General features: G+C 67.2%; 23 protein-coding genes and 2 tRNA genes. 7 read left to right on the forward strand and 18 right to left on the reverse strand.

Going from position 1 to position 24,343, the window contains the following annotated elements; all coding sequences use genetic code 11:
* Positions 1-170 precede the first annotated feature (170 nt).
* The 5 genes from PWF70_RS14620 to mobA are packed head-to-tail and all read right to left on the reverse strand — an operon-like array spanning position 171 to position 5,656.
* A complete protein-coding gene (locus PWF70_RS14620) occupies positions 171-560 on the reverse strand; it encodes a DUF4233 domain-containing protein (RefSeq protein WP_143931953.1) in 390 nt (129 codons plus the stop codon).
* Positions 557-2,083 (reverse strand): bifunctional tetrahydrofolate synthase/dihydrofolate synthase, encoded by a 1,527-nt coding sequence (gene folC, locus PWF70_RS14625; protein WP_279938521.1) that lies wholly within the window; start codon positions 2,081-2,083, stop codon positions 557-559. The genes PWF70_RS14620 and folC overlap by 4 nt, the downstream gene beginning before the upstream one ends.
* Entirely contained in the window at positions 2,080-4,752 is a 2,673-nt protein-coding gene (locus tag PWF70_RS14630) for a valine--tRNA ligase (protein WP_279938518.1), read from the reverse strand. The genes folC and PWF70_RS14630 overlap by 4 nt, the downstream gene beginning before the upstream one ends.
* A 52-nt stretch (positions 4,753-4,804) precedes the next feature.
* Positions 4,805-4,972 (reverse strand): SDR family oxidoreductase, encoded by a 168-nt coding sequence (locus tag PWF70_RS14635; RefSeq protein WP_006357951.1) that lies wholly within the window; start codon positions 4,970-4,972, stop codon positions 4,805-4,807.
* Positions 4,973-5,008: 36 nt separating this feature from the next.
* On the reverse strand, positions 5,009-5,656 hold the full coding sequence (mobA, locus tag PWF70_RS14640; protein ID WP_081724849.1) for a molybdenum cofactor guanylyltransferase: 648 nt from the start codon (positions 5,654-5,656) through the stop codon (positions 5,009-5,011).
* Between the two features lie 49 nt (positions 5,657-5,705).
* Between mobA and PWF70_RS14645 the strand changes: the two genes are divergently transcribed.
* Positions 5,706-8,012: an FdhF/YdeP family oxidoreductase gene (locus PWF70_RS14645; protein WP_042375904.1), complete on the forward strand. Its 2,307-nt coding sequence runs from the start codon at positions 5,706-5,708 to the stop codon at positions 8,010-8,012.
* 81 nt (positions 8,013-8,093) lie between these two features.
* Here PWF70_RS14645 and clpX read toward each other — a convergent pair whose 3' ends face one another.
* The 5 genes from clpX to PWF70_RS14670 form a co-directional block, all read right to left on the reverse strand.
* Complete coding sequence (gene clpX, locus PWF70_RS14650) at positions 8,094-9,374, reverse strand: ATP-dependent Clp protease ATP-binding subunit ClpX (protein ID WP_042375851.1); 1,281 nt, start codon at positions 9,372-9,374, stop codon at positions 8,094-8,096.
* 198 nt (positions 9,375-9,572) lie between these two features.
* A complete protein-coding gene (locus PWF70_RS14655; RefSeq protein ID WP_005198934.1) occupies positions 9,573-10,271 on the reverse strand; it encodes an ATP-dependent Clp protease proteolytic subunit in 699 nt (232 codons plus the stop codon).
* A gap of 59 nt (positions 10,272-10,330) precedes the next feature.
* The gene (locus PWF70_RS14660; protein WP_006360017.1) at positions 10,331-10,930 is read right to left on the reverse strand and encodes an ATP-dependent Clp protease proteolytic subunit; all 600 of its coding nucleotides are present in this window, start codon (positions 10,928-10,930) and stop codon (positions 10,331-10,333) included.
* A gap of 258 nt (positions 10,931-11,188) precedes the next feature.
* Entirely contained in the window at positions 11,189-12,553 is a 1,365-nt protein-coding gene (gene tig / locus PWF70_RS14665; RefSeq protein WP_006360018.1) for a trigger factor, read from the reverse strand.
* 87 nt (positions 12,554-12,640) lie between these two features.
* Positions 12,641-12,714 (reverse strand) — tRNA-Pro (locus PWF70_RS14670).
* Positions 12,715-12,878: 164 nt separating this feature from the next.
* On the opposite strand from PWF70_RS14670, the gene PWF70_RS14675 reads away from it, so the two are divergent.
* Positions 12,879-12,952, forward strand: a tRNA-Gly gene (locus PWF70_RS14675).
* A gap of 115 nt (positions 12,953-13,067) precedes the next feature.
* Here the strand turns inward: PWF70_RS14675 and PWF70_RS14680 are convergent.
* Entirely contained in the window at positions 13,068-13,337 is a 270-nt protein-coding gene (locus PWF70_RS14680) for a hypothetical protein (RefSeq protein WP_230461801.1), read from the reverse strand.
* 211 nt (positions 13,338-13,548) lie between these two features.
* Between PWF70_RS14680 and PWF70_RS24225 the strand changes: the two genes are divergently transcribed.
* Together PWF70_RS24225 and PWF70_RS14685 are read left to right on the forward strand one after the other, a co-directional pair.
* Positions 13,549-13,734 (forward strand): hypothetical protein, encoded by a 186-nt coding sequence (locus tag PWF70_RS24225; protein ID WP_006360020.1) that lies wholly within the window; start codon positions 13,549-13,551, stop codon positions 13,732-13,734.
* Between the two features lie 255 nt (positions 13,735-13,989).
* A complete protein-coding gene (locus tag PWF70_RS14685) occupies positions 13,990-14,724 on the forward strand; it encodes a L,D-transpeptidase (protein WP_281430766.1) in 735 nt (244 codons plus the stop codon).
* A gap of 73 nt (positions 14,725-14,797) precedes the next feature.
* Here PWF70_RS14685 and PWF70_RS14690 read toward each other — a convergent pair whose 3' ends face one another.
* The 4 genes from PWF70_RS14690 to PWF70_RS14705 form a co-directional block, all read right to left on the reverse strand.
* The gene (locus tag PWF70_RS14690; protein ID WP_006360022.1) at positions 14,798-15,751 is read right to left on the reverse strand and encodes a PE-PPE domain-containing protein; all 954 of its coding nucleotides are present in this window, start codon (positions 15,749-15,751) and stop codon (positions 14,798-14,800) included.
* A gap of 84 nt (positions 15,752-15,835) precedes the next feature.
* Positions 15,836-16,273: a cupin domain-containing protein gene (locus PWF70_RS14695; RefSeq protein WP_035754078.1), complete on the reverse strand. Its 438-nt coding sequence runs from the start codon at positions 16,271-16,273 to the stop codon at positions 15,836-15,838.
* 94 nt (positions 16,274-16,367) lie between these two features.
* The gene (locus PWF70_RS14700) at positions 16,368-17,171 is read right to left on the reverse strand and encodes an Fpg/Nei family DNA glycosylase (RefSeq protein ID WP_006360024.1); all 804 of its coding nucleotides are present in this window, start codon (positions 17,169-17,171) and stop codon (positions 16,368-16,370) included.
* Between the two features lie 3 nt (positions 17,172-17,174).
* Positions 17,175-17,654: a ribose-5-phosphate isomerase gene (locus PWF70_RS14705; RefSeq protein WP_006360025.1), complete on the reverse strand. Its 480-nt coding sequence runs from the start codon at positions 17,652-17,654 to the stop codon at positions 17,175-17,177.
* Between the two features lie 22 nt (positions 17,655-17,676).
* Here PWF70_RS14705 and PWF70_RS14710 point away from each other — a divergent pair, with 22 nt between their 5' ends.
* A complete protein-coding gene (locus PWF70_RS14710) occupies positions 17,677-18,702 on the forward strand; it encodes a M48 family metallopeptidase (protein ID WP_006360026.1) in 1,026 nt (341 codons plus the stop codon).
* 48 nt (positions 18,703-18,750) lie between these two features.
* On the opposite strand, the gene PWF70_RS14715 is transcribed toward PWF70_RS14710, so the two are convergent.
* Positions 18,751-19,374 (reverse strand): mycothiol-dependent nitroreductase Rv2466c family protein, encoded by a 624-nt coding sequence (locus PWF70_RS14715; RefSeq protein WP_035754077.1) that lies wholly within the window; start codon positions 19,372-19,374, stop codon positions 18,751-18,753.
* Between the two features lie 193 nt (positions 19,375-19,567).
* Here PWF70_RS14715 and PWF70_RS14720 point away from each other — a divergent pair, with 193 nt between their 5' ends.
* Positions 19,568-20,803 (forward strand): TetR/AcrR family transcriptional regulator, encoded by a 1,236-nt coding sequence (locus PWF70_RS14720; RefSeq protein ID WP_035754076.1) that lies wholly within the window; start codon positions 19,568-19,570, stop codon positions 20,801-20,803.
* 29 nt (positions 20,804-20,832) lie between these two features.
* A complete protein-coding gene (gene pepN, locus PWF70_RS14725; RefSeq protein WP_035754075.1) occupies positions 20,833-23,442 on the forward strand; it encodes an aminopeptidase N in 2,610 nt (869 codons plus the stop codon).
* A gap of 50 nt (positions 23,443-23,492) precedes the next feature.
* On the opposite strand, the gene PWF70_RS14730 is transcribed toward pepN, so the two are convergent.
* Complete coding sequence (locus tag PWF70_RS14730) at positions 23,493-23,987, reverse strand: DUF5994 family protein (RefSeq protein WP_006360030.1); 495 nt, start codon at positions 23,985-23,987, stop codon at positions 23,493-23,495.
* A complete protein-coding gene (locus tag PWF70_RS14735) occupies positions 23,984-24,127 on the reverse strand; it encodes a hypothetical protein (RefSeq protein WP_006360031.1) in 144 nt (47 codons plus the stop codon). Before PWF70_RS14735 ends, PWF70_RS14730 begins: the two co-directional genes overlap by 4 nt.
* Between the last annotated feature and the right edge of the window lie 216 nt (positions 24,128-24,343).

Here is a 24,343-nt window from a genome sequence, read left to right on the forward strand (position 1 = left end):
TGCGATTGCGAGTCGCGATGAAAGAAAGCCGGGCGGGGACCAGTCCGCTCCCCCACGGCTTGCGCCATTGTTACAGCAACTCCCGCAGTTCGCTCAGCTTCGCCGGTAACGGTCCGGCCACAGGTTTTGCGATCACCAAACCGCCGCCTCGACCACCCAGGTGAGAGGCGTCAGTCGATCGGTTCCTGGCCGGGGAGCATGCCCTGTTCGACGCGCTTCTCCACGTCCCGCTTGATGTAGACGATGTAGAGCCAGACCGACCCGAAGACCACACCGACCGCAGCGATGGACCAGTGGAAGACGCCACCGATGATCACCGCCACCTGTAGGGCGAGGTCGAGCTTGAGCGCATACGGGCGGCCCTGCATCCCGGCGGCCGAGATCATGGCGAGCACGAGCAGGATCAGGTATCCACCGGACACCCAGGTCAGTCCGCCGCCGAGGCGCCAGACGATCGGGAACGCGAGGATGACGACGATGACCTCGAGGATCATCGTCCCCGCCATCACCCCGCGGAGGCCCTTCCACGGGTCGTTGGTGGGTGGGGTGTACCGGGTCATGACGGTTCCTTACCGAACAAGGTGCGCGCGGCGCCGGCGGTGACCACCGAGCCGGTGATCACGACGCCTGCACCTGAGACTCGTTGGCCCTCGGCTTCCTCCGCGAGGGCGATGGCTTCTTCGACGGCGTCGGGCAGGAACGGCTGCACGACGACCCGTTCCTCGCCGAACACCTCGGTCGCGTACTCCGCGAGCGTCTCGGCGTCGAGTGCACGCGGTGAGCCATTGTTGGTGACGACGACGGCGTCGAGCACCGGCTCGAGCGCCTCGAGCAGTCCCCGCGCGTCCTTGTCGCCGAGCACACCGATGACGCCGACGAGGCGCCGGAAGTCGAACTCCTCGGCGAGCGTCTGGGCCAGTGCGTTCGCGCCGTGCGGATTGTGCGCGGCGTCGGCGAACACCGTCGGCGCGCTGCGGAGCCGTTCGAGCCGGCCGGGATTGCCGACCGTGGCGAAACCGCTCCGGATCGCGTCGATGTCGAGCTGACGGTCCGGGCCGGCACCGAAGAAGGCCTCGACCGCGGCGAGCGCCAAGGACGCGTTGGCGGCCTGATGAGCACCGTGCAGCGGCAGGAACACCTCGTCGTAGACGCCGCCGAGCCCCTGGATCGTGAGCATCTGACCGCCGACGGCGGTGGCCGAGCCGACGACCGCGAACTCCGACCCCTGACGAGCCACGACAGTCCCCGCTTCGACCGCGGCCCGCAGCAGCACGTCCATGACCTCGGGGTTCTGCTCGGCGATGATCGTGACCGGGTCGACGGCGCCAAGGGCGTCGGGCTCACCGGGCTTGATGATCCCGGCCTTCTCCCCCGCGATGGCCGACAGCGTGTCGCCGAGATAGTCGGCGTGGTCCATGGCGATGGGCGTGATGACCGAGACGATGCCGTCGATGACATTGGTGGCGTCCCAGCGGCCACCCATGCCGGTCTCGACCACGGCCACGTCGACCGGCGCCTCGGCGAAGACCGCGTAGGCCATCGCGGTCAGCACCTCGAACTTGCTCATCCGCGGCCCTCCCGCCGCGGTCGAGCTGTCGTCGACCATCGTGATGTACGGCTCGAGCTCGCGGTAGGTGTCGATGTAGGTCCGCGCACGAATCGGCTTGCCGTCCACCGAAATCCGTTCGGTGACCCGCTGCAGATGAGGGCTCGTGATCCGGCCGGTCCGCCGATGCAGCGCGGTCATCAGCGCATCGATCATCCGCGTCACCGACGTCTTGCCGTTGGTACCCGCGACGTGGATCGCCGGGTAGCTGCGCTGCGGCGAACCGAGCAGATCCATCAGCGTGGAGATCCGCGTCAGCGACGGCTCGATCTTGGTCTCGGGCCAGCGGGTGTCGAGTTCGGCCTCGACGTCGGCGAGTTCGGCGAGATCGTCGGCGCTGTCGTGGACGGTCAGCGGCGGACGGTCGTGCTCGGCGTCCGCCGCCCGTTCCTCCGCGTCGAGCAGTTCCGACAGTCCCAACGGGTCCTCGCCGACGACGGCGGGATCCTCCTCGGGGAAGCCGGTCTCGTCGCTCACGCGCCGCCGGCCAGACTCGCCAGCTTCGCGTTCAGGCGCTCGACTTCTTCGGTCGCGATCCGCTGGCGGTCACGGATCTTGGTGACCACATGGTCGGGGGCCTTCGACAGGAACTGCTCGTTGCCCAGCTTGGCCGAGGTGGTCGCCAATTCCTTCTCGGCGACCGCGAGGTCCTTGGTGAGGCGCTTCCGCTCGGCCTCGACGTCCACTGTTCCCGATGTGTCGATCGCGACGGTGACGGTCGCGACGGACAGCCGGACCTCGATGGTCGCGGTCGCCCCGAAGCCGGGTCCGGCGGCATCGAGACGCGCCAGCGACTGCACATACGGCAGCAGCGGCTCGATGCCCGACTCTCCGAGTCCGTCGAACTGTGCGGCCACCCGCTGACCGGGACGCAGTCCCTGGTCGCTACGGAAGCGGCGCACCTCGGTGATGAGGCGCTGCAGGTCGGCGACCCGGGCCGCCGAATCGGTCGACCAGTCCTGTCCCGACGGGGTCGGCCACTCGGCGATGACCAGCGACTCGCCCCCGGTGAGCGTCTTCCACAGCACCTCGGTGACGAACGGCATCACCGGCGACAGCGCGCGCAGCAGCGGCTCGAGGACCGCGCCGAGCACGATGGAGGTTGTCTCCGAACGCTTCTCGTCGTTCTCGGCGAACTGCACCTTGGCCAGCTCGAGGTACCAGTCGCACACCTCGTCCCAGGCGAAGTGGTAGAGCGACTCGCAGGCCTTGGAGAACTCGTAGGACTCGAAGCCGGCGTCGACCTCGGCGAGCACCTCGTCGAGGCGCCGGAGGATCCAGCGGTCGGCGTCGGTCAATGCCTCCGCGTCGGGCAGCGCGGCGACCTTGGCGCCGTTCATCATCGCGAACTTCGCCGCGTTGTACAGCTTGGTCGCGAAGTTGCGCGACGACTGGGCATGGTCCTCGCCCACCGAGATGTCGGCGCCCGGGTTCGCGCCGCGGGCCAGCGTGAAGCGCAGCGCGTCGGCGCCGAAGCGCTCCACCCAGTCGAGCGGGTCGATGCCGTTGCCCTTCGACTTCGACATCTTGCGGCCGTGCTCGTCGCGGACCAGGCCGTGCAGGAACAGATTGTGGAACGGGATCTCGTTGCCCGGGCCCAGGTCCTTGCCGACATAGGTGCCGAACATCATCATCCGCGCCACCCAGAAGAACAGGATGTCGTAACCGGTGACGAGAACCGAAGTGGGATAGAACTTCTCGAGGTCGTCGGTCTTCTCCGGCCACCCCATGGTGGAGAAGGGCCACAGACCCGAGGAGAACCAGGTGTCGAGGACGTCGGTCTCCTGGACGTACCCCTCCGGCGCCTCCTCGTCGGGTCCGACGCAGACGACCTCGCCGTCCGGGCCGTACCAGATCGGGATGCGGTGACCCCACCACAGCTGACGCGAGATGCACCAGTCGTGCATGTCGTCGACCCAGCCGAACCAGCGCGGCTCCATCGACTTCGGGTGGATCACGGTCGAACCGTCCCGGACGGCGTCTCCGGCGGCCTGGGCCAGCGACGAGACATCGACCCACCACTGCATCGACAGTCGCGGTTCGATCGGCTCACCGGTGCGCTCGGAGTGTCCGACGCTGTGCAGGTACGGGCGCACCTCCTTGACGATGCGACCCTGCTCGGCGAGCGCCTCGCGCACCTTGACCCGCGCCTCGAAACGGTCCATGCCGTCGAATTGCGTTCCGGTGTCGGCGATCCGGGCGGAGGAGTCCATGATCGTCGGCATCGGCAGGTTGTGCCGCTGACCCAGCGCGAAGTCGTTGGGGTCGTGGGCCGGGGTGATCTTGACCGCACCGCTGCCGAATTCGGGGTCGACGTAGTCGTCGGCGACGATCGGGATGTTCCGGTCGAGGAACGGGTGCGGCAGTTCGGTGCCGATCAGGTGCGCGTACCGCTCGTCGTCGGGGTGCACGGCGATCGCGGTGTCGCCGAGCATGGTCTCCAGACGCGTCGTGGCGACCACGATGTGGGGTTCGGAGTCGTCGAGCGAGCCGTAACGGAAGCTGACGAGTTCGCCCTCGACGTCGGCGTAGCTGACCTCGATGTCGCTGACCGCCGTCTTGAGGACCGGCGACCAGTTGACCAGGCGCTCCGCCTGATAGATCAACCCGTCGTCGAACATCTTCTTGAAGACCGTGTGCACCGCACGCGACAGACCCTCGTCCATCGTGAAGCGCTCGCGCGACCAGTCGACGCTGTCGCCGAGCCGGCGCATCTGTTCACCGATGTTGCCGCCGATCTCGGCCTTCTCGGCCCAGACGCGCTCGATGAAGGCCTCGCGGCCGAGGTCGTCGCGGGTCTTGCCCTCGGCGGCCAGCTTGCGCTCGACCATCGTCTGCATGGCGATCGCGGCATGGTCCATGCCGGGCAGCCACAGCACCTCGTAGCCCTGCATCCGGCGACGACGCGACAACGCGTCCATGAGGACGTGCTCGTAGGCGTGACCCATGTGCAGCGACCCGTTGACATTGGGCGGCGGGATCACGATCGAGAACGGGGGCTTGTCACTCTTCGCGTCGGCGGTGAAGTAGCCGGCATCGACCCAGCCCTGGTAGAGCGTCGCCTCGTGCTGGGCGGGGTCCCAGGATTTCGGCAACTCGTTCTCGGGCGGCGCGGATGTCGGGTCGAGTGATGTCACGGCCGCCATTCTATGTTTCCGCCGGGTGTGACCTCGCCCCGGTCCTCACTCGCGGACGGGTTCATGCGGTCTCGGCCTGAAGTGCCGGACCGAGGAGGAGTCCGCCGTCGATGACGTACTCCGCCCCCGTGATGAACGACGCCTCCGGCGACGTGAGGAACAGCAGGAGCCGGGTCACGTCGACCGGCTCGCCGAGCCGATACGCCACGGCAACGCCGCGGACGCCCACCGGCGACTGAACTCCTCGGCCGGCGTTCAACTGCGCTCAGCCCGTCGTCACACGCAGACGATGCAGGTCCTCGGGCGCGTTCACGTTCACGAGCCAGTCGGGGTCGGACACGCCCACGCGGTGGGTGTTGAGTGCCTCGACCGCACCGAGCATCCGGCGCTCACCACCGGCCACCAGATCGGCGATCACCGGTCCCGCGTCGGTCCGGTAGATCCCGGCCATCGGGTGGTCGCGCTGCGCGTCGCGCGCGATCACCGCCTGAGTGGAGTCGGTGAGCCCCAGTCGGAGTTCGTCGATGAGCTCGGGCGCGATCAGCGGCATGTCGGTGGCGCACACGAAAGCGAGGTCGGCGCCGTCGGCCGCGGCCTTGGCCAGGCCTGCCACCAGCCCGCCCAGCGGGCCGGCCCCTTCCTGCTCATCGGTCACCCAGTGCACCCTGGACCGGTCGATGCCGGGTGCCGCGCGGTCCCGGATGTCGTCGATGCCGCGGAAGGCCGCCGACGTCGCACCGGCCACGACGAGCACCGGATCGCACCGTTGCGCGACGACCCGCACCACGCGGGCGAGCATCGGCTCACCCTCCCAGTCCAGTGCCGCCTTGTCGCTGCCCATCCGCCGCGAACGCCCGCCGGCCAGAACGATCGCCGCCAGTTTCGAACCGTCTGATCCCGTGTCTTGAGTCACAACACCCAGTGTGCGTGATCCATCACCTCGACGAGGCAAGATGGACATCATGAGCCATACCCCCGATGGTGGCCCCCGCGTCGACGAGCCCACCGATGTCCACCGCAAGCATGTGAAGACCTGGGCCGCCGGCGTACCCGCGGTGGCCGTGGCGCTCAAGCGCGGACTCGAGCAGATGGGCCCGGTGCGGACCGTGCAGACGCTCGTCAAACTCAACCAGCGCGACGGATTCGACTGTCCCGGCTGCGCCTGGCCGGAGACCCCCGGCCACCGCAAACACGCCGAGTTCTGCGAGAACGGCGCGAAGGCCGTCGCCGAGGAGGCCACCAAGCGCTCGGTGACCCCCGAGTTCTTCGCCGCCCACAGCGTCGAGGACCTCGCCACCCGCAGCGGCTACTGGCTCTCGCAGCAGGGCCGGCTGGCGCATCCGATGTATCTCGCCCCCGGCGACACCCACTACCGCCCGGTGAGCTGGGACGACGCCAACCGCATCATCGCCGACGAGTTCGCCGCGATGGCCTCCCCCGACGAGGCCGTCTTCTACACCTCCGGGCGGACCAGCAACGAGGCCGCCTTCGTCTACCAGCTGCTCGCACGCAGCCTCGGGACCAACAACCTCCCCGACTGCTCGAACATGTGCCACGAATCGTCGGGCGCCGCGCTCGGTACGTCCATCGGCATCGGCAAGGGGTCGGTGACCGTTCCCGACCTCGAGGCCGCCGACCTCATCCTCATCGCCGGCCAGAATCCCGGCACCAACCATCCACGGATGCTGGCCACCCTCGAGAAGGCCAAGAACAACGGGGCGCGGATCGTCGCGATCAACCCGCTGCCCGAGGCGGGCCTGATGCGGTTCAAGGACCCGCAGAAGATCGGCGGCGTCATCGGTGAGGGCACCAAACTCGCCGACGACTTCCTCCAGGTCCGGCTCGGCTCGGACATGGCCCTGTTCCGGGGCGTCGCCCGACTGCTACGCGACGCCGAGCAGGCGAACCCCGGCACCGTCTTCGACCACGAGTTCCTCACCGGGTCGTGCGCCGGCACCGAGGACTACCTCGCCCTGCTCGACGACGTCGACATCGACGAGGTCGCCGCCATCACGGGACTGACGAGAGCCCAGATCGTCGACCTCGCCGACGCCGTACGTACCTCGCAGCGCATCGTGCTGTGCTGGGCGATGGGACTCACCCAGCACCGTCACGCGGTCGCGACGATCGCCGAGGGCACCAATGTGCTGTTGCTGCGCGGCATGATCGGCAAGGTCGGGGCCGGACTGTGCCCGGTGCGAGGCCATTCCAACGTCCAGGGCGACCGCACGATGGGCATCTTCGAGAAGATGCCCGAATCCTTCCTCGCCGCACAGGATGCCGAGTTCGGGATCGTCAGCCCGCGCGAGCACGGGTACGACACCGTCGCGGCGATCAACGCGATGGCCGCGGGCAAGGTGCGGGTCTTCATGGGGATGGGCGGCAACTTCGTCTCCGCCACCCCCGACACCGAGGCCACCGCAGACGCGCTGCGTCGCTGCGCCCTGACCGTGCAGGTGTCGACCAAGCTCAACGAATCGCATACCGTCACCGGTCGCGCGGCGCTCATCCTGCCGACGCTCGGACGAACCGACCGGGACGTCATCAACGGTGTGGCCCAACGTGTCTCGGTCGAGGACTCGATGTCGGTGGTGCACCTGTCCCGGGGCTCGCTGCCGCCGGTGTCGGCCGACCTGCGCAGCGAGGTCGCCATCGTCTGCGACCTGGCCACCGCCGCCCTCGGCGCCGATCATCCGGTTCCGTGGCAGGAACTCAAGGGGAACTACGACGCGATCCGCGATCGCATCGAACGGGTGATCCCGGGGTTCGAGGACTTCAACATCCGTGTCCGGCGCAGCGACGGTTTCGTCCTGCCGCATCCACCCCGCGACGACCGGACCTTCGACACCCCGAACGGCAAGGCCAACTTCGCGACGTATCCGCTCGAATGGGTGCACATCCCGGAGGGGCGTCTCATCCTGCAGACGCTGCGCAGCCACGATCAGTACAACACCACCGTCTACGGCCACGACGACCGCTACCGCGGGATCAAGGGCAACCGGCATGTGGTCATGGTCAGTCCCGCGGACCTCTCCGCACTCGGACTGCACGACGGCCAGCGCGTGGACATCGTGTCGGAGTTCGAGGGCGAGAACGGCCTCGAAGAGCGTCGCGTGCGCGGCTTCGAGATCGTCGCGTACGACACCCCGCAGGGCAACGCGGCCGCCTATTACCCGGAGACCAACCCGCTGGTGCCGCTGGGCTCGGTGGCGAAGGAATCCAACACCCCGGTGTCCAAGGCCGTGGTCATCCGGCTCGAACCGGCCTGACCCGCCGGACCTCAGGCGAGAGAACAGAATCCCCGCCCGGCGATCCGGGCGGGGATTCTCGTCGTCTACGAAGAGATCGCGTCAGGCGGTCTTGTCGCGGCGCTCGTCGTTGGAGGCCTTGCGCGGCACGATGGTCGGCAACACGTTGTCGCGCACCGTCTCACCAGTGACGACGACCTTCTCGACGTCGTCGCGGCTCGGGATGTCGTACATGACCGGCAGCAGTACCTCTTCCATGATGGCGCGCAGACCACGAGCACCGGTGCCGCGATGAATCGCCTGGTCGGCGACCGCCTCGAGGGCGTCCTGGGTGAACTCGAGTTCGACGTTGTCCATATCGAACAGGCGGGTGTACTGCTTCACCAGTGCGTTCTTCGGCTCCGACAGGATGCTCACCAGCGAGTCCTTGTCGAGGTTGGTGACCGAGGCGACGACCGGCAGACGGCCGATGAACTCGGGGATCAGCCCGAACTTGATCAGGTCCTCCGGCATGACGTCGGCAAACTGATCGGTGGTGTCGACGTCGTCCTTGCTCGCCACATCGTTGCCGAACCCCAAGCCGCGCTTGCCGATTCGCTCGGACACGATCTTCTCGAGACCCGCGAACGCACCCGCCACGATGAACAGCACGTTGGTGGTGTCGATCTGGATGAATTCCTGATGCGGGTGCTTGCGACCACCCTGCGGCGGCACCGATGCCTGAGTGCCCTCGAGGATCTTCAGCAGCGCCTGCTGCACGCCCTCACCGGACACGTCCCGAGTGATCGACGGGTTCTCGCTCTTGCGGGCGATCTTGTCGACCTCGTCGATGTAGATGATGCCGGTCTCGGCGCGCTTGACGTCGTAGTCGGCGGCCTGGATCAGCTTCAGCAGGATGTTCTCGACATCCTCACCCACGTAGCCGGCCTCGGTGAGGGCGGTGGCGTCGGCGATGGCGAACGGCACGTTCAGCATCTTGGCCAGCGTCTGCGCGAGGTACGTCTTGCCACAACCGGTCGGGCCGAGCATGAGGATGTTCGACTTCATCAGTTCGACGGTCTCACCCGTGCGGGAGTCCTTCTTCTCCCCCGCCTGGATGCGCTTGTAGTGGTTGTAGACGGCCACCGCGAGCGTGCGCTTGGCCGTGTCCTGACCGATGACGTACTTCTCGAGGAAGTCGCGGATCTCCGCGGGCTTCGGGAGTTCGTCGAGTTTCACGTCGCCGTTCTCGGCGAGCTCCTCCTCGATGATCTCGTTGCACAGGTCGATGCACTCATCGCAGATGTACACGCCTGGGCCGGCGATGAGCTTCTTCACCTGCTTCTGACTCTTCCCGCAGAAAGAGCACTTGAGCAGGTCGCCACCGTCTCCGATTCGTGCCATCTCGCGTAGTACCTACTTCCTCGTTGCCGGACTGTCGTCGTGGTCCGTCGCGTCGCGCGCAGTCGGGCACGGATGATCTGACGACCTCCGAATGCCCAGTAACCCGACGGTACCCGCGCACCGCTCGAACTTCGACCGATAAGGCCAAATGTCGCGACAGAAAATCCCCGCGACTTCTGTGCTGGTTGTGGGTTGTCGCTAGGACTTCTTCATCGACTTCTTGCGGTATTCGAAGACCTCGTCGATGATTCCGTATTCCTTGGCCGCGTGAGCGGTCAGGATGTTGTCGCGATCGGTGTCCTTGCGGATCTTCGCCTTGTCCTGGCCGGTGTGATTGGACAGGATCTCGTCGAGCCGGTCGCGGATGCGCTCGATCTCGGCGGCCTGGATCTCGAGGTCGGAGACCTGACCCTGGTAGGCACCGCCGGTGCGCGGCTGGTGGATCAGCACGGTCGCGTTCGGCAGGGCCGCACGCTTACCCGGGGTTCCACCGGCGAGCAGGATCGCCGCGGCCGAGGCCGCCTCGCCGAGGCACACGGTCACGATGTCGCAGTGGACGTACTGCATCGTGTCGTAGATGGCGAGCATGTCGGGCACGCTGCCGCCGGGCGAGTTGATGTACATGGTGATGTCGCGATCCGGGTCCTGCGATTCGAGGACGAGCAGCTGCGCCATCACATCGTTGGACACGACCTGGTCGATCGGCGTACCGACGAAGACGATGCGCTCCTCGAACAGCTTGGCGTACGGATCGTACTGGCGCTGACCGTTGGGGGTGTGCTCGATGAACGACGGCAGGATGTAGCGCGCCTCGATGTTCTTGAGCGCCAACGCCGACGCGGGGATACCGGCGGCGACCTCGGCGGGCATGCCGTCCAGGGAAAGGGAGTTGGTCATCTGTTGCTCCAAATGAGTAGGTGTGGCTCGAGGGTGGCTGGATCGCGCGATCGACCGGGTCACTGACCCGGACGCGAGATCACCTTGTCGACGAAGCCGTACTCCTTGGCCTCTTCTGCGGTGAACCACTTGTCGCGGTCGGCATCGGCCTCGATCTTCTCGAGCGGCTGACCGCTGAACTCGGCGTTGAGCTTGTTCATCTCTTTCTTGGTGAGCGCGAACTGCTCGGCCTGGATGGCGATGTCGGCCGCGGTGCCGCCGATACCCGCCGACGGCTGGTGCATCATGATCCGCGCGTGCGGCAGGGCATGGCGCTTGCCCTTGGTGCCGGCCGCGAGGAGGAACTGGCCCATGGATGCCGCCATGCCCATCGCGTAGGTGGCGACGTCGCACTCGGCGAGTTGCATGGTGTCGAAGATGGCCATGCCCGCGGTGACCGAGCCACCAGGCGAGTTGATGTAGAGGTGGATGTCCTTGGTGGGGTCCTCGGCGGCGAGCAGCAGGATCTGTGCGCACAGCCGGTTGGCGATGTCATCGTCGACCTGGGTGCCCAGGAAGATGATGCGTTCGCGCAGCAGACGCTCGAACACCGAATCGGTCAGGTTCAACCCAGCCACACCCGAACTCATCGAGGGTGTGTGGATGGTCGGCTCACTCACGGGTTCCTACCTTTGCCTTGTTGTCATGACCTGTGCGCGCCGTCTCGGGCGTCGCACATGTTCTCTTCTCTGATGGCGTCCTCACCGACACTAACCAATCCACACCCACCGGCACTCCCGAGGACACGTCTATTCGCTGAGAGCAGAACGGGTCGTCACAGTGAACGGCGAATGCAGAACGGTGCACCCGACGCCGATCGCCGGCCCCCGCGAACGGGGACCGGCGATCGGTGATGCGTGGTGAGGTTCCGGGTCGACTCAGTTGTCGGCGTCGGCCGCCTCGTCCGACTCGGCGTCCTCGTCGTTGCCGCCGAAGAACTCGGCGGTGTCGACGGTCGCGCCCTTGGTGTCGGTGACGGTGAACTCGCCGACGATGCCGGCCAGCGACTTGCCGCGACGGACGTCGGCGTAGACCGCGCCGACCTGGTTGGCCTGGGTCAGCTGCTGGATGAACTCCTGCGGCTGCATGCCGTAGCGCTGCGCGGTGAAGATGATCTGCTGGGTCAGCTCGTCCTGGCTGACCTCGGTCTCCTGCTGATCGGCGATCGCGTCGAGGAGCAGCTGCTGCTTGACCGACTTCTCGGCCTCCTCGCGCGCCTCGGCGTCCCACTCCTCGCGGGTCTTGCCCTGCGCCTCGAGGAACTTCGCGACCTGCTCGTCGTCATGACCGAGAGCGTGGATGATCTGGTGCTGCTGACCCTCGATCTCCTCGGCGACGACCTTCTCCGGCAACGGGACATCGACGGTCTCGATCAGCTTCTCGAGCACGGCGTCGCGGATCTTGTTGGCCTGCTCGAGCTTCGCCGACTGCTCGACGCGCTCGGCCAGGCTCGCACGCAGCTCCTCGACGGTGTCGAACTCGCTGGCCATCTGGGCGAACTCGTCGTCGACCTCGGGGAGCTCGCGCTCCTTGACCGACTGCACGGTGACCTTGACCAGTGCCTCGTCACCGGCGTGGTCGCCGGCGACGAGCTTGGTGGTGAACTCCTTGCTCTCGCCGGCCTTCAGGCCGATGAGGGCATCGTCGAGTCCGTCGATGAGCTGGCCGGAGCCGACCTCGTGGGACAGGCCCTCGGTGGTGGCCTCCTCGACGGGCTCGCCGTCGACGGTGGCCTCGAGGTCGATCGACACGAAGTCGCCGTTCTCGATGCCGCGCTCGACACCCTTGAGGGTGCCGAAGCGGGCCCGCAGGCCCTCGAGCTGCTCGTCGACGGCGGCCTCGTCGATCTCGATGGCGTCGACCTCGACCGAGAGGGTCGAGTAGTCGGGCAGGGTGATCTCCGGGCGGACGTCGACCTCGGCGGTGAAGGTGACGGACTCGCCGTACTTCAGCTCCGACAGATCGATCTCCGGCTGGCCGATGGCCTTGGTCTCGGTTTCGGCGACGGCCTCCGAGTACTTGGCGGGGATGGCGTCGTTGACGACCTGCGCCAGGACCGAGTCGCGACCGACGCGGGCCTCGATCAGCTTGGCGGGCGCCTTGCCCGGACGGAAGCCGGGGATCCGGATCTGCTGGGCCAACGACCGGTATGCCCGGTCGAAGTCTGCGGACAGCTCCTCGAACGGGACCTCGACATTGAGCTTCACTCGGGTCGGGGTGAGTTGCTCGACAGTGCTCTTCACGCCTACTGCTCCTTATATCTGCGGTGGTGATGAAAGTTCGGTTTCGGGTGGTGTGCCCCCGTGACCCACACGGCCACAATCGACAAGTCGGGATGACAGGATTTGAACCTGCGACCCTCCGCTCCCAAAGCGGATGCGCTACCAAGCTGCGCCACATCCCGCGGTCCTGCGCACGCGGTGGAGGCCTCACGGCCGACCGCGCATCAGGGCCAACAGAAGATAGTACGTGGCGCCTGTTGCGACGCGACCAACGGGTGCCGGACGCAGCGCCACCCATCCCGATTTAGAAATCCGGCGCGCCGCCATGTACAGTCACTCATCGCACGCGGGTGTAGCTCAATGGTAGAGCCCTAGTCTTCCAAACTAGCTACGCGGGTTCGATTCCCGTCACCCGCTCCACCACAGTCCTCGATCCCGGTCGAGGACACGACCCGACCCTGGTCCGTCGAAAGACGAACGGACCAGGGTCGTTTCGTTTCTCCGGCCGGTCAGCTACCGCGGATCACGGCAGACCTCAGAATTCGAAGAACGGGAAGCCGTCGCCGAACTCGTAGAAGTCGTACGGATAGTCGTAGAACGGCGGGAGTTCCGGCAGTGGCGGTGTCGTCGGGGTTTCCTTCAGCGGACCGTTCTCCCCCGGACCCGTCGAGATGACGGGTGGCGGACACGGAGCTGTCTGCCCGTTGGCGATGGGCATCGTGCATGGTGCGTCGGCGCTCGCAAGTGCCGCGCCACCGAAAAGCCCGGCGGTGGCGGTGGCGACAGCGAACGTCAAGGTGGTCAAGGGTCGGTTCATTGCTCTCGGTCTTCCATTCGCAGACGTCAGCACCCCCCTCCGCGCGGAAATGTCTCCCGACCTGCGTGCACTCTCGTGCACGCGCCCTCTCCTTCCCGGGTGCCGACATATACGTTCCTCCGCCCGGCAGCCATGTTTGAGCAGTTCGCGAAGCCGAAACCTAGCTGTGACCCACGACACACTCGCGTAGGGTGGGTGCATGCCCTCTTCACACACGAAAACCCAGCGAAAGTGTCAGACCTGCGGCGCGCCGCTCTATATACGCAGGGACGTCACCGAATCCGAGACGGGACTCGAACGCGTCGACGTCATGCTCGTCTGTCGCGACGAGGCATGTGCGCAGCCCGTGCGACACGTGCGCACGGAGCACCCGCAACCTGCCTGATCCCCGACGCCCCAGTGGGACAACCGATCCTGTTGACATCGCCACAACTGGGGCGATGATGTACGCCAATGAGATGATCGGCGCAGTATGTCATCCGAGTGTGACTACCGTCACACGAGCTATGGTCGATGCGTTCACCACGGCTTTTTGCCAGCTCGCACCCCCCCGTTCGCGATCGTGGCGCCGATGAGACGTCCGCACTCCTTGGCCGCTAGACAACGGTTGTGTAACGATGGATTAGCGCTTTCAGATGTAATGCGCGAGATATTCATCGAACCGAAGGTACGACTAGTGCAGACCAACAAAGTGCCGACCTCGCGGTCTCGTCGACGCTCCACTCGACGCCTCAGCGGGATCGTCGTCGGCGTCCTGGCCATGGCTCTCGCCCTCCCCGGCGTTGCGAACGCTGCACCCGTCACCGTGATCCCGGGCCTGCCGCCGGTCGAGATCCCTGTGATCCCCGGACTGCCGACGCCGCCGGCACCGAGCACCCCGAAGGCCCCGGAGCCGCCGTCGAGCAGCACCACCCCGGAGAAGCCCGCGGGTCCGGCCATCCCGAACGTGAAGACCCCGACCGGGTACATCGCCCTGGCCGACGACAACACCCACACCATCACCTGGTGGAAGAACGGCGAGGTCGTCAAGACCATGCCGATCTCGATGGGTTCGGACAAGCACCCGACCCCGAACGGTGTCTACTACACCAAGGAGAAGTACCGCGACATGTACATGGACTCGTCCACGTACGGTGTGCCGGTCGACTCCGCCGAGGGCTACCGCACCTACGTCGAGTACGCGACCCGCATGTCCTGGGACGGCATCTTCATCCATGCGGCGCCGTGGTCCGTCGCGCAGCAGGGCAACAGCAATGTGAGCCACGGCTGCATCAACGTCACCACCGAGTTCGGCAAGTGGGTCTACGACAACGTCCCGCGCGGAACCCCGATCGTGGTCCGCAACACCATTGGCGGTCAGTTCCAGGGCGACTGACCTCCGCGACATCCGACCTCGAAGGCCGGTCACCGACACGGTGACCGGCCTTCGTCGTCGAAGCGGTTGATCGTCACGCAGCGCGGACGTCATCCGCGGGATCAGCAGCGAGTGTTGTGAACGTCGCCTGCACCTGCAACCAGCCCGCGATCACCTGGCATCCGGTCGATGCGGGATCGGTCACGGAACCGCGCCGGTACGGCTCGTGCCGGTACGAGGTGTGGCGTCCGCCCGGCGAATTCGTCCACACGACACCGAGGAACCGGATCATCGACGGCAGGTAGCAGCGGATCTCCCACCACGCCGATGCGAGTCGGTGGACGTCTCGCCGCCACTGCGACGGGCGCACCGCGGTGCGGCGGGCGTTCTGGAAGGCGTTGCGGCGCAGCACCCCGAATGCACTGCCTCCCCAACGACCCAGCGCAGCGAACGTCATCGCCCGTGTCAGGTCGGCGATGTCGCGGACGAGGGAATCGGCACGCGCGTTGCAGATCATGTCGTCGGGAGCGCCCACCCACACCACGGGCAGGCCTGTCGGTAGCTGTTCACCGGGACCCGCGACACCCCATCCGTCACAACCGGGTATGACGCCCGCCGGCTGGTGCGGGTCAGCGACGAGTCCGACGCCCAGTACTCGCCCGACGACGTGATGACGGCGTGTCCCCAGCTCGGCTAGCGCCGCCCGGATCACCACGGCTCCTTGCGAATATCCCAGCAACGCCACCGGCCCCGTGGTCCGCTCGAGCAGCTCGGACAACCGCCGGGCGCCGATCGCGACACTGTCGGCGAAGCTCATGCCACCGGGATGGGGCGCCGGGCCGTAACTGGCCGGATAGGCGACCCAGCGACTGGAGAATCGATCGTCGAGTTCGTCGGCCACCCCCGCGAGGAGTCCGGTCACCTCGGTGCGGACATCACCCGGGTACGACTCACCGGTTCCGCCGACCACGAGGACAGTGATCTCCGGCTGGTCGGCGTCGCCGAGGACGTCGTGCAGGGCCTGCTCGTCGCTGTACACCTCATCCATCGTGACGACCGCACATGTGAGCGGACGTCAGACGACGCTGTGGGTTCGCTGAGATCGGCGGCGGGAGCTCGCGACGAACGGACGTCAGAAGGTGGCGCCGGGCGGCGGCTTGGCGACGTAGTCCGCGGTTTCGATGATCGCGATGAAGAAACCGCTCCCCTCGATCACGTTCGCGCTGTGGGTCAGGCCGGCCGGGATGTAGATGCTCGCCGGCGCCTCCACCACGTACGACTCGTCGCCCAGGGTGATCTCATAGACCAGGTGGTCGAGCGAGAGCAGGATGTTGATTTCGGGGCAGTCGTGCACGTGGGGTTCACAGTAGTCCCGGGTCGCGGCCGAGACGGCTCGCATCTCGTGAGCGACGACGCGCTTCTCGGCCTCGGGGAACAGATCACCGCCGGTGAGGACGCGTCGGGTGATCGGCGCGTCGGATGCACCGTGGAACGGCACGTCCTTCAGCGGCGACACCTCCCCGCGCGAGATCAGACCGGCATGGAGACGGGCTTCCTCGGCGATCGACACGCTACCCCCACAGATTGCGACGCGGATGCCATGCATCCCGAACTACCGCGATGTTACTGAGGTTCGCCTATCCATACATCAATTGAGGGGATCGTCACTCCTGGCAAACCGGACACCAGTAGAGCTTCCGGGCCTCGAGTTCGGCGAGCAGGACCGGGGTGCCACAGATCCGACACGGCTCTCCCGCCCGGCGGTAGACATAGGTCCGCGGACGGTTCGCGGCATACGCCGGCGCCCCGTGGTCGTCCTCGGGACGGATCACATGGATCCGTCCGCGGCGCACACCGACCTTCATCAGTGCCACCAGGTCGAGCCACATCTCGTCGAATTCGGTTCGGAGAAGGCGTTTTCCGGGCCGCATGGGGTCGATTCCGGCACGGAAGAGGACCTCGGCGCGATACACGTTCCCGATGCCCGCGATGACCTTCTGGTCCATCAGCAGCGCGCCGATCGGACGCGAGGACCGGGACATCGCCGCCCAGGCGCGCTCCGGGTCGGCGTCGCGGCGGAGGGGGTCGGGACCCAGACGGGCGATCAGCGCGTCGAGGTCGACGGGGTGGTAGATCTCACACGCCGTCGGTCCGCGCAGGTCAGTGCCGGTGTCCTCGGTCTCGATACGCAGCCTGACCTGTCCGACGGGCTCGGGCAGCGGCGCCGTCAGTTCGGTGAAGGCGCCGTAGAGGCCGAGGTGGATGTGCACCATCTGCTCGGTACGACCGTCGCGATAGCGGTGAAGCAGATGTTTACCCCACGCCTCCGCGGCGTGGAAGGTCATCCCGTCCACGGCGGCCGCACCGTCGGCGAACCGCCCCTGGGGGCTGGTCACCCGGACCCGGCGGCCGCCGAAGAGTCGCTGTTGCCGGCGGGCGAGCCGGTGCAGTGTGTGACCTTCGGGCACCGATCAGGCCGGCGGCTGCGGGACCTCGGGGGCCACGCCGGTGCGCTCGTACTCGGCGAGGATGTCGATGCGGCGCTGGTGGCGCGGCTCATCCGACCACTCGGTGGCCAGGAAGGCGTCGACGATGGCCAGGGCTTCCTCGGTGGAGTGCATGCGGCCGCCGATGCCGATCAGTTGTGCGTTGTTGTGCTGGCGCGCGAGCTGCGCGGTCTCGACGCTCCAGGCCAGGGCGCAGCGGGCACCGGGCACCTTGTTCGCGGCGATCTGCTCGCCGTTGCCGCTGCCGCCGAGGACGATGCCCAGGCTGCCGGGATCCGCGACGGTCCGGGCCGCGGCGTCGATGCAGAATGCCGGATAGTCGTCGAGGGCGTCGTAGACGTGGGCGCCACAGTCCACCACCTCGTGTCCGTTCGCCTTCAGATGGTCGGCGATCTGGTTCTTGAGTTCGAATCCGGCATGGTCGGCACCGAGATAGACACGCATGGCGCCACTATAGATTGAGGGCGTGGACACGCCTGCGCCCATCCCCCGAGCGTTGCCGAACCCGATCCCGAACGTGCCCGGGGTCGCCGACCCGCTCCCGGAGACACCTCCCGACCCGTCACGACGCTGGCTTCGCGCTGCTCGTTTCGCCGCACGCCCGCAGCTGCATCCGTGGGAGATCCCCGTCCTCGTCCTCGTCATCCTCACCACGACGGTGGGATACGCGGCGATCGTGGTCCTCGTCGCCCTCGGCATGTTGGACCAGATCCTGTTGGCCGCCTTGGCATTTCCGTTGGTGTTGTTCGTGATCCGCGGTCTCACCTATGCGACGCCGCGCGTGAACGGCGTGCAGATGACGCCCACCCAGTTCCCGGACGGTTACCGGATGCTGGTCGAGGCCGCCGCCCGCTACGGACTGGAGTACGTACCCGACGCCTACGTCGTACTCGGGAACGGGCAGATCAATGCCTTCGCCTCCGGCCACGGATTCCGGCGGTTCGTCGTCGTCTACTCCGACCTGTTCGAGGTCGGCGGCGCCGCTCGCAGTCCCGAGGCCCTGGAGTTCATCATCGGCCACGAGGTCGGGCACATCGCGGCCGGTCACACGTCGTACTGGCGTCAGCTGGCGACGGTCCTCGGTACCAGCATCCCCCTGCTCGGCAGCGCACTCTCACGAGCTCAGGAGTACACCGCCGACAACTACGGCTACTACGCGAAGCCGGCGGGTGCTCCGGGCGCGATCGGCGTCCTGGCCGCCGGCAAGTACATGCTGTCCGCGGTCGACTTCGACGAGTTCGCCGACCGCGCCACCCACGAACGCGGGTTCTTCGTGCACCTGGTGAACGCGATCTCGACCCACCCGGTCCTCACCTGGCGCGCGGCCGCGCTCCGCAACCGGACCCGGGCCGGCGCGATGCTGCTGCGGCCGCGCCAGATCGTGCGCGACATCGGCAGCGGCAACGTCGTGGCCGTGCCACCACCGGCGCACCCGGCGACGGTCCCGCCCGGTTCGCTCCCGAACGGCATCGAACCCCCGCCCAGGTTCTGAGCGGAGGTTCGACGCAGCGGCTTCGCGGGAGGCGAATCAGACTGTGGTTCAGTCGAACTGGGGTTCCTCGGTGCGGCTGCGCTTGAGCTCGTAGAAGTGCGGGTAGGACGCGAGTGCGAGCGCGCCGTCCCAGACCTTGCCGGCGTCCTCGCCGCGCGGGATGCGCGACAGCACCGGGCCGAAGAAGGCGACACCGTTCACGTGGATCGTCGGGGTGCCGACGTCGTCGCCGACCTTGTCCATGCCCTCGTGGTGGCTCTTTCGGACGGCCTCGTCGAACTCCTCGGAGTCGGCGGCCTCCGCCAGCGAGGCGTCGAGCCCGAGTTCGGCGAGCGCGCCCGCGATGACCGCGTCGAAGTCCTCGATCCCCTCGTTGTGGATGCGGGTGCCCATCGCGGCGTAGAGCGGTGCGAGGATCTCGTCGCCCTTCTCCGCAGCCGCGGCGGCGATCACCCGGACCGGACGCCACGCGTTCTTCAGTGCCTCGCGGTACTCGTCGGGGATGTCCTTGCCCTCGTTGAGGACAGCCAGGCTCATGACGTGGAAGTTGACTTCGATCGGCCGGACCTTCTCGGCCTCGAGGATCCACCGGGAGGTGATCCAGCACCACGGGCAGAGCGGATCGAACCAGAAGTCGACCCGATCGGTGGTGGACTGGCCCTGCTCTGACATCGTCGACGTCCTCTCAGAAGTGGTGATCGATCTCGACCGTACCGGCGGCACTGTCAACCGTGCTCGACATCGGCACGGGCCTGCCTGTTCCCGGTTTGTCATGTGAGCGGCGAAATTCTGCGCCGGATCCGGTTACCGTTCGTTGGAAGGGTCACCGCTCGGATCCGCCACCGTTCCCGGGAAGGAAACGTCCATGCCGTCGACGCCGCACGATCCGGACTCCGGTCCCGGTCCGGCGGGCGGGCGGGCGAACCCCAGGGGCCTCCGGGCCGAGCAGATCGTCCGGGCGGCGACGACCCTGTTCCAGGAGGCCGGGTACCGCAACGTCAGCATCGAACAGATCGGTGCCGCGGTCGGTCTCACCGGGCCCGCGGTGTACCGCCACTTCCCCGGCAAGCACGACATCCTCGTACAGGCGCTGCTGACCCAGGTCGACCTGGTGGACGAACTCGTCCGCGAGGCCGACGAGTACGGCGAGACGCCGCAGGCCCAGCTGTGGCGGTTCCTCGATCGCCTCGGCGACCAGACCGCCAACCACGACGTGTCGATCCTCTGGCGCCGCGAGCAACGGCACCTGCACCCCGCCCAGCTCGCCGACATGCGGGTCTATTTCGCGAAGTTCAGCGACTACATCGCCGACAAGGTCGCCGCTGTGAGACCCGACCTGCCCGCCGTCGACGCCCGTCTGCTCGGATTCGCCGTCCTGAGCCTGTACTCCAACACCTCGGTGATCCGCGGGACGATGCCGCCGGCGCACGTGATGCAGATCCAGCGGGCCGTCGCCCGGTCGATCGTCGACGGCGAACTGCCAGCGCCCGGACCCGATGCCTCACCGCCGGCGCCGGCCACCCGGCGCCCCGCCGATCGGCACGAGCGCATCCTCGACGCGGCCACCGACCTGTTCGCCGAGCGGGGATTCCACGACGTCCGGATCGACGACATCGCGCGGGCGGCCGACATCTCGGTGGCCACCTTCTACCAACAGATCCCCGGCAAGACCGAGGTCTTGCGAGCGATCCTGGTCCGCGCCTTCGAAGGCATTCTCTTCCTCACGACCCACGCCCTCGACGGCGTCGAGCCCCGCGATGCCCTCGACGTGCTCATCTCCCTGCACGTGCGGCAATCGCTGGGTGTGCACGGACGGATCATCCCCATCTTCACCCGCGACCTCGTCTACCTGCCCGAGGCCGACCAGAATGCGCTGCGTGCCGCCCAGCGCGCGTACATCGCCGAATGGGCCGTCGCCATCCGCGCCCGGTCGCCCGAGCTGTCCGAGAGCGACGCCGCAGGTCTCACCCGCGCGTTCATCGGGGTGTCCGGCGACGTCGTGCAAGTGCCGGAACTGCGCGCACGACCGGGGATCTCCGCAGCGCTCGCCGCCCTCGCGACAGCGATCCTGCAGCCCGCCGATCTGCTGTCGGACGGCTGAGCACCGCCCTTCTCGATAAGCTGGCCTGCGTGACTGCCCCGAACCTCACCAGAGACCAGGCCCGCGAACGCGCCGCGATCGTCGACGTGTCGAACTACCAGATCGAACTCGACCTCACCGACGGGAACGGTGCGCCCGGCACCGCCGGGAAGGGCGCCTCCGGCACCGAGACGTTCCGATCCACCACGACGGTCACGTTCACCGCGACCGAGGGCGCCGAGACCTTCATCGACCTCGTCGCGCCGACGCTGCACTCGGCGACGCTCAACGGCGTCGACCTCGACGTCTCCGGCTTCGACGAATCCGTCGGCATCACCCTGCCCGGGCTGGCAGCGGAGAACACCCTCACCGTGGTGGCCGACTGCGCCTATTCGAACACCGGTGAGGGACTGCACCGTTTCGTCGACCAGTCCGACGAATCGGTGTACCTGTACTCGCAGTTCGAAACCGCCGACGCCAAGCGCATGTTCGCCTGCTTCGACCAGCCCGACCTCAAGGCCACCTACACGCTCACGGTCACGGCGCCGGAGGACTGGAAGGTCATCTCCAACGCGGCACACGTCGAGACCGCCGCCGCCGAGCCGGGTGTCCATCGCTTCCGCGAGACCGCGCCGATGAGCACCTATCTCGTCGCGCTGATCGCCGGGCCGTACGCCGAGTGGACCGACGTCTACTCCGACGACCACGGCGACATCCCCCTGGGCATCTACTGCCGCGCCTCGCTGGCCGAGCACATGGACGCCGATCGGCTCTTCACCGAGACCAAGCAGGGATTTGCCTTCTACCACAAGAACTTCGGCATCCCCTACGCCTTCGGTAAGTACGACCAGCTGTTCGTGCCCGAGTTCAACGCGGGCGCGATGGAGAACGCCGGCGCGGTGACCTTCCTGGAGGACTATGTCTTCCGGTCGCGCGTCACCAAGTACCTCTACGAGCGTCGCGCCGAGACCGTGCTGCACGAGATGGCGCACATGTGGTTCGGCGACCTCGTCACCATGCAGTGGTGGGATGACCTGTGGCTCAACGAGTCCTTCGCCACCTTCGCCTCGGTTCTCTGCCAGTCCGAGGCCACCGAGTACACCAACGCCTGGACGACGTTCGCCAACGTCGAGAAGTCCTGGGCGTACCGGCAGGATCAGCTGCCCTCGACCCACCCGGTCGCCGCGGACATCCCCGACATCGCCGCCGTCGAGGTCAACTTCGACGGCATCACCTACGCCAAGGGCGCCTCGGTGCTCAAACAGCTCGTCGCCTATGTCGGTGTGGACGATTTCCTCGCGGGTCTGCGCGACTACTTCGCCGCCCACAAGTTCGGCAACGCGACGTTCTCCGATCTGCTGGGCGCACTGGAGAAGTCGTCCGGTCGTGATCTGTCGGACTGGGGCGACCAGTGGCTGCGCACCACCGGCATCAACGTCATGCGCCCCGACTTCGAGGTCGACGAGTCCGGGGCGTTCACCCGGTTCACCATCGTCCAGGACGGCGCCGCGCCGGGCGCCGGCGAGACCCGCGTGCACCGGCTCCGCGTCGGCATCTACGCCGACAACGGTTCCGGCGCCATCGAACAGACCCACAGCGTGGAACTCGACGTCGAGGGTGAGCGCACCGACGTGCCCGGACTCGTCGGCGTGCACCGCGGAGACCTGGTGCTGCTCAACGACGGTGACCTCACCTACGCGTCGATCCGCATCGACCCCGAGTCGCTGGCGACCGCGACCGCCCGCATCGGCGACATCACCGACTCCATGCCGCGCACCCTCGTGTGGTCGGCGGCCTGGGAGATGACCCGTCAGGCCGAGATGCGTGCCCGCGACTTCGTCGAACTCGTGCAGCGCGGGATCGCGTCGGAGACCGAGATCGGTGTGGTGCAGCGTGTTCTGATGCAGGCGACCACCGCGATCGAGTCCTACGCCGACCCCACCTGGGTGTCCTCGACCGGCGGGCCCGCGTTCAGCGCGCGCCTGCTGGAACTCGCCCGGGGCGCCGATGCGGGCTCCGACCACCAGCTCGCCTTCGTCAACACCTGGCTGGCCGGCAAGCTCAACGACGACCAGATCGACGTGGCACGGGCACTTCTCGATGGAGGGGACCCGGCCGAGCAGGGTCTGGGCGGCCTGGCCGTCGACACCGACCTGCGCTGGAAGCTGGTGCGCGCGTTGGCGACCGCCGGTGCGATAGATGCCGACGCGGGTTCGACCCCGACCATCGACGCCGAGGCCCAGCGCGACAACACCGCCACCGGCACCCGGCAGGCCGCCGCGGCACGTTCGTCGCGACCGCTCCCCGAGGCCAAGGCCGACACGTGGTCGCAGGCGATCGACGACGATTCGCTGTCGAACATCTACACCCGCACCATGATCGAGGGCTTTGCGCGTCCCGGCCAGGGCGAGCTGCTCGAGCCCTACGTCGAGAAGTACTTCGAGGCGATCCCCGAGGTGTGGGCACGCCGTTCGAGCGAGGTCGCCCAGACCGTCGTCATCGGCCTCTACCCGAGCTGGGCGATGACGCAGCAGGCCCTCGACCTCGCCGAGGAGTTCGTCGCGGGTGATCATCCGCCTGCCCTCAAGCGGCTGATCTCCGAAGGCCGTGACGGCGTGGCACGTTCGCTGCGGGCACGCGAGTTCGACGCGCAGGGCTGAGATCTAGCGACCGGCTCCGCCCCATCGGCTCACCTCGAGTCTGCGCCCGATCAGCCGATCGGTGCAGGCTTCTCGTGGGTGTCCCACGCCGGTGGGGCGTGACCGGTCCGGTGTCCGTCGACAGCGGCCGCCGACGCGATGAGAGTCTCCGCCGACTGGGTGTTGGTCCGCTCGGCGGCACGCATCATCGTCTCGTGCGCTGCATCCGAGTCAGTGTCAGGACCAAGTACGGCAAGCGTGAGTGTCCCACTCGGACAAGAGAATCGAACGACCCCGGGCGGCCACGTGGTGAAGCCCTCCAAGTGCACCGACCGGCCGTCGACCGCAATCTTCCGGTCCGGCGCGGCATCCCAGTCGGCGATCCGGTAGCCCACCCGTTCGAGCCGCGGCAACCGGGTGTCGAGTGCTTGCGCGATATCCGGGAGTTCCGTTGCCAGGTCCCGGGATCGCGGCCACCACGCGCCATCGACCGACCCCCGGACCGAATCGGCCGGCTTGAGCCGCAACCGCAACTGGCGAGGCGGGTGCGTGGTCGGCGCGTTCATGCCCTGCTACTCACGTGGTAGCCGAAGACGGCGAAGCTGTCAGGTGCGAGGCCGTTCGCGCTGCCGTTGTTGGCGAGAAATCCGGCCGCCGTCGCGATCACCGCGGCGACCAGGATGATGACTCCGATGATGACTGTCACGACATCAGCTCTCTTCTCGGTTCCGGGACCGCCGGGTTGTTCCGGCTCCCGACGAGTCGGAGGGGACCGCAGAATCAGTCGATTGCGTTGCGGCACTGCGAGATCGGTTATTGCTGATGATCATGTCATTCTCCAGCTCGGTCACCGCGTCGACGATCAGAGAACGCAGGTCACCGACCATGGCCGCGGTGTCGTCATCGGTTCGGCCGGCCCGGG

The organism is Gordonia sp. Swx-4 (genome assembly GCF_030316175.1).
In the GTDB taxonomy this organism is placed as follows: Bacteria; Actinomycetota; Actinomycetes; order Mycobacteriales; family Mycobacteriaceae; genus Gordonia; species Gordonia alkanivorans.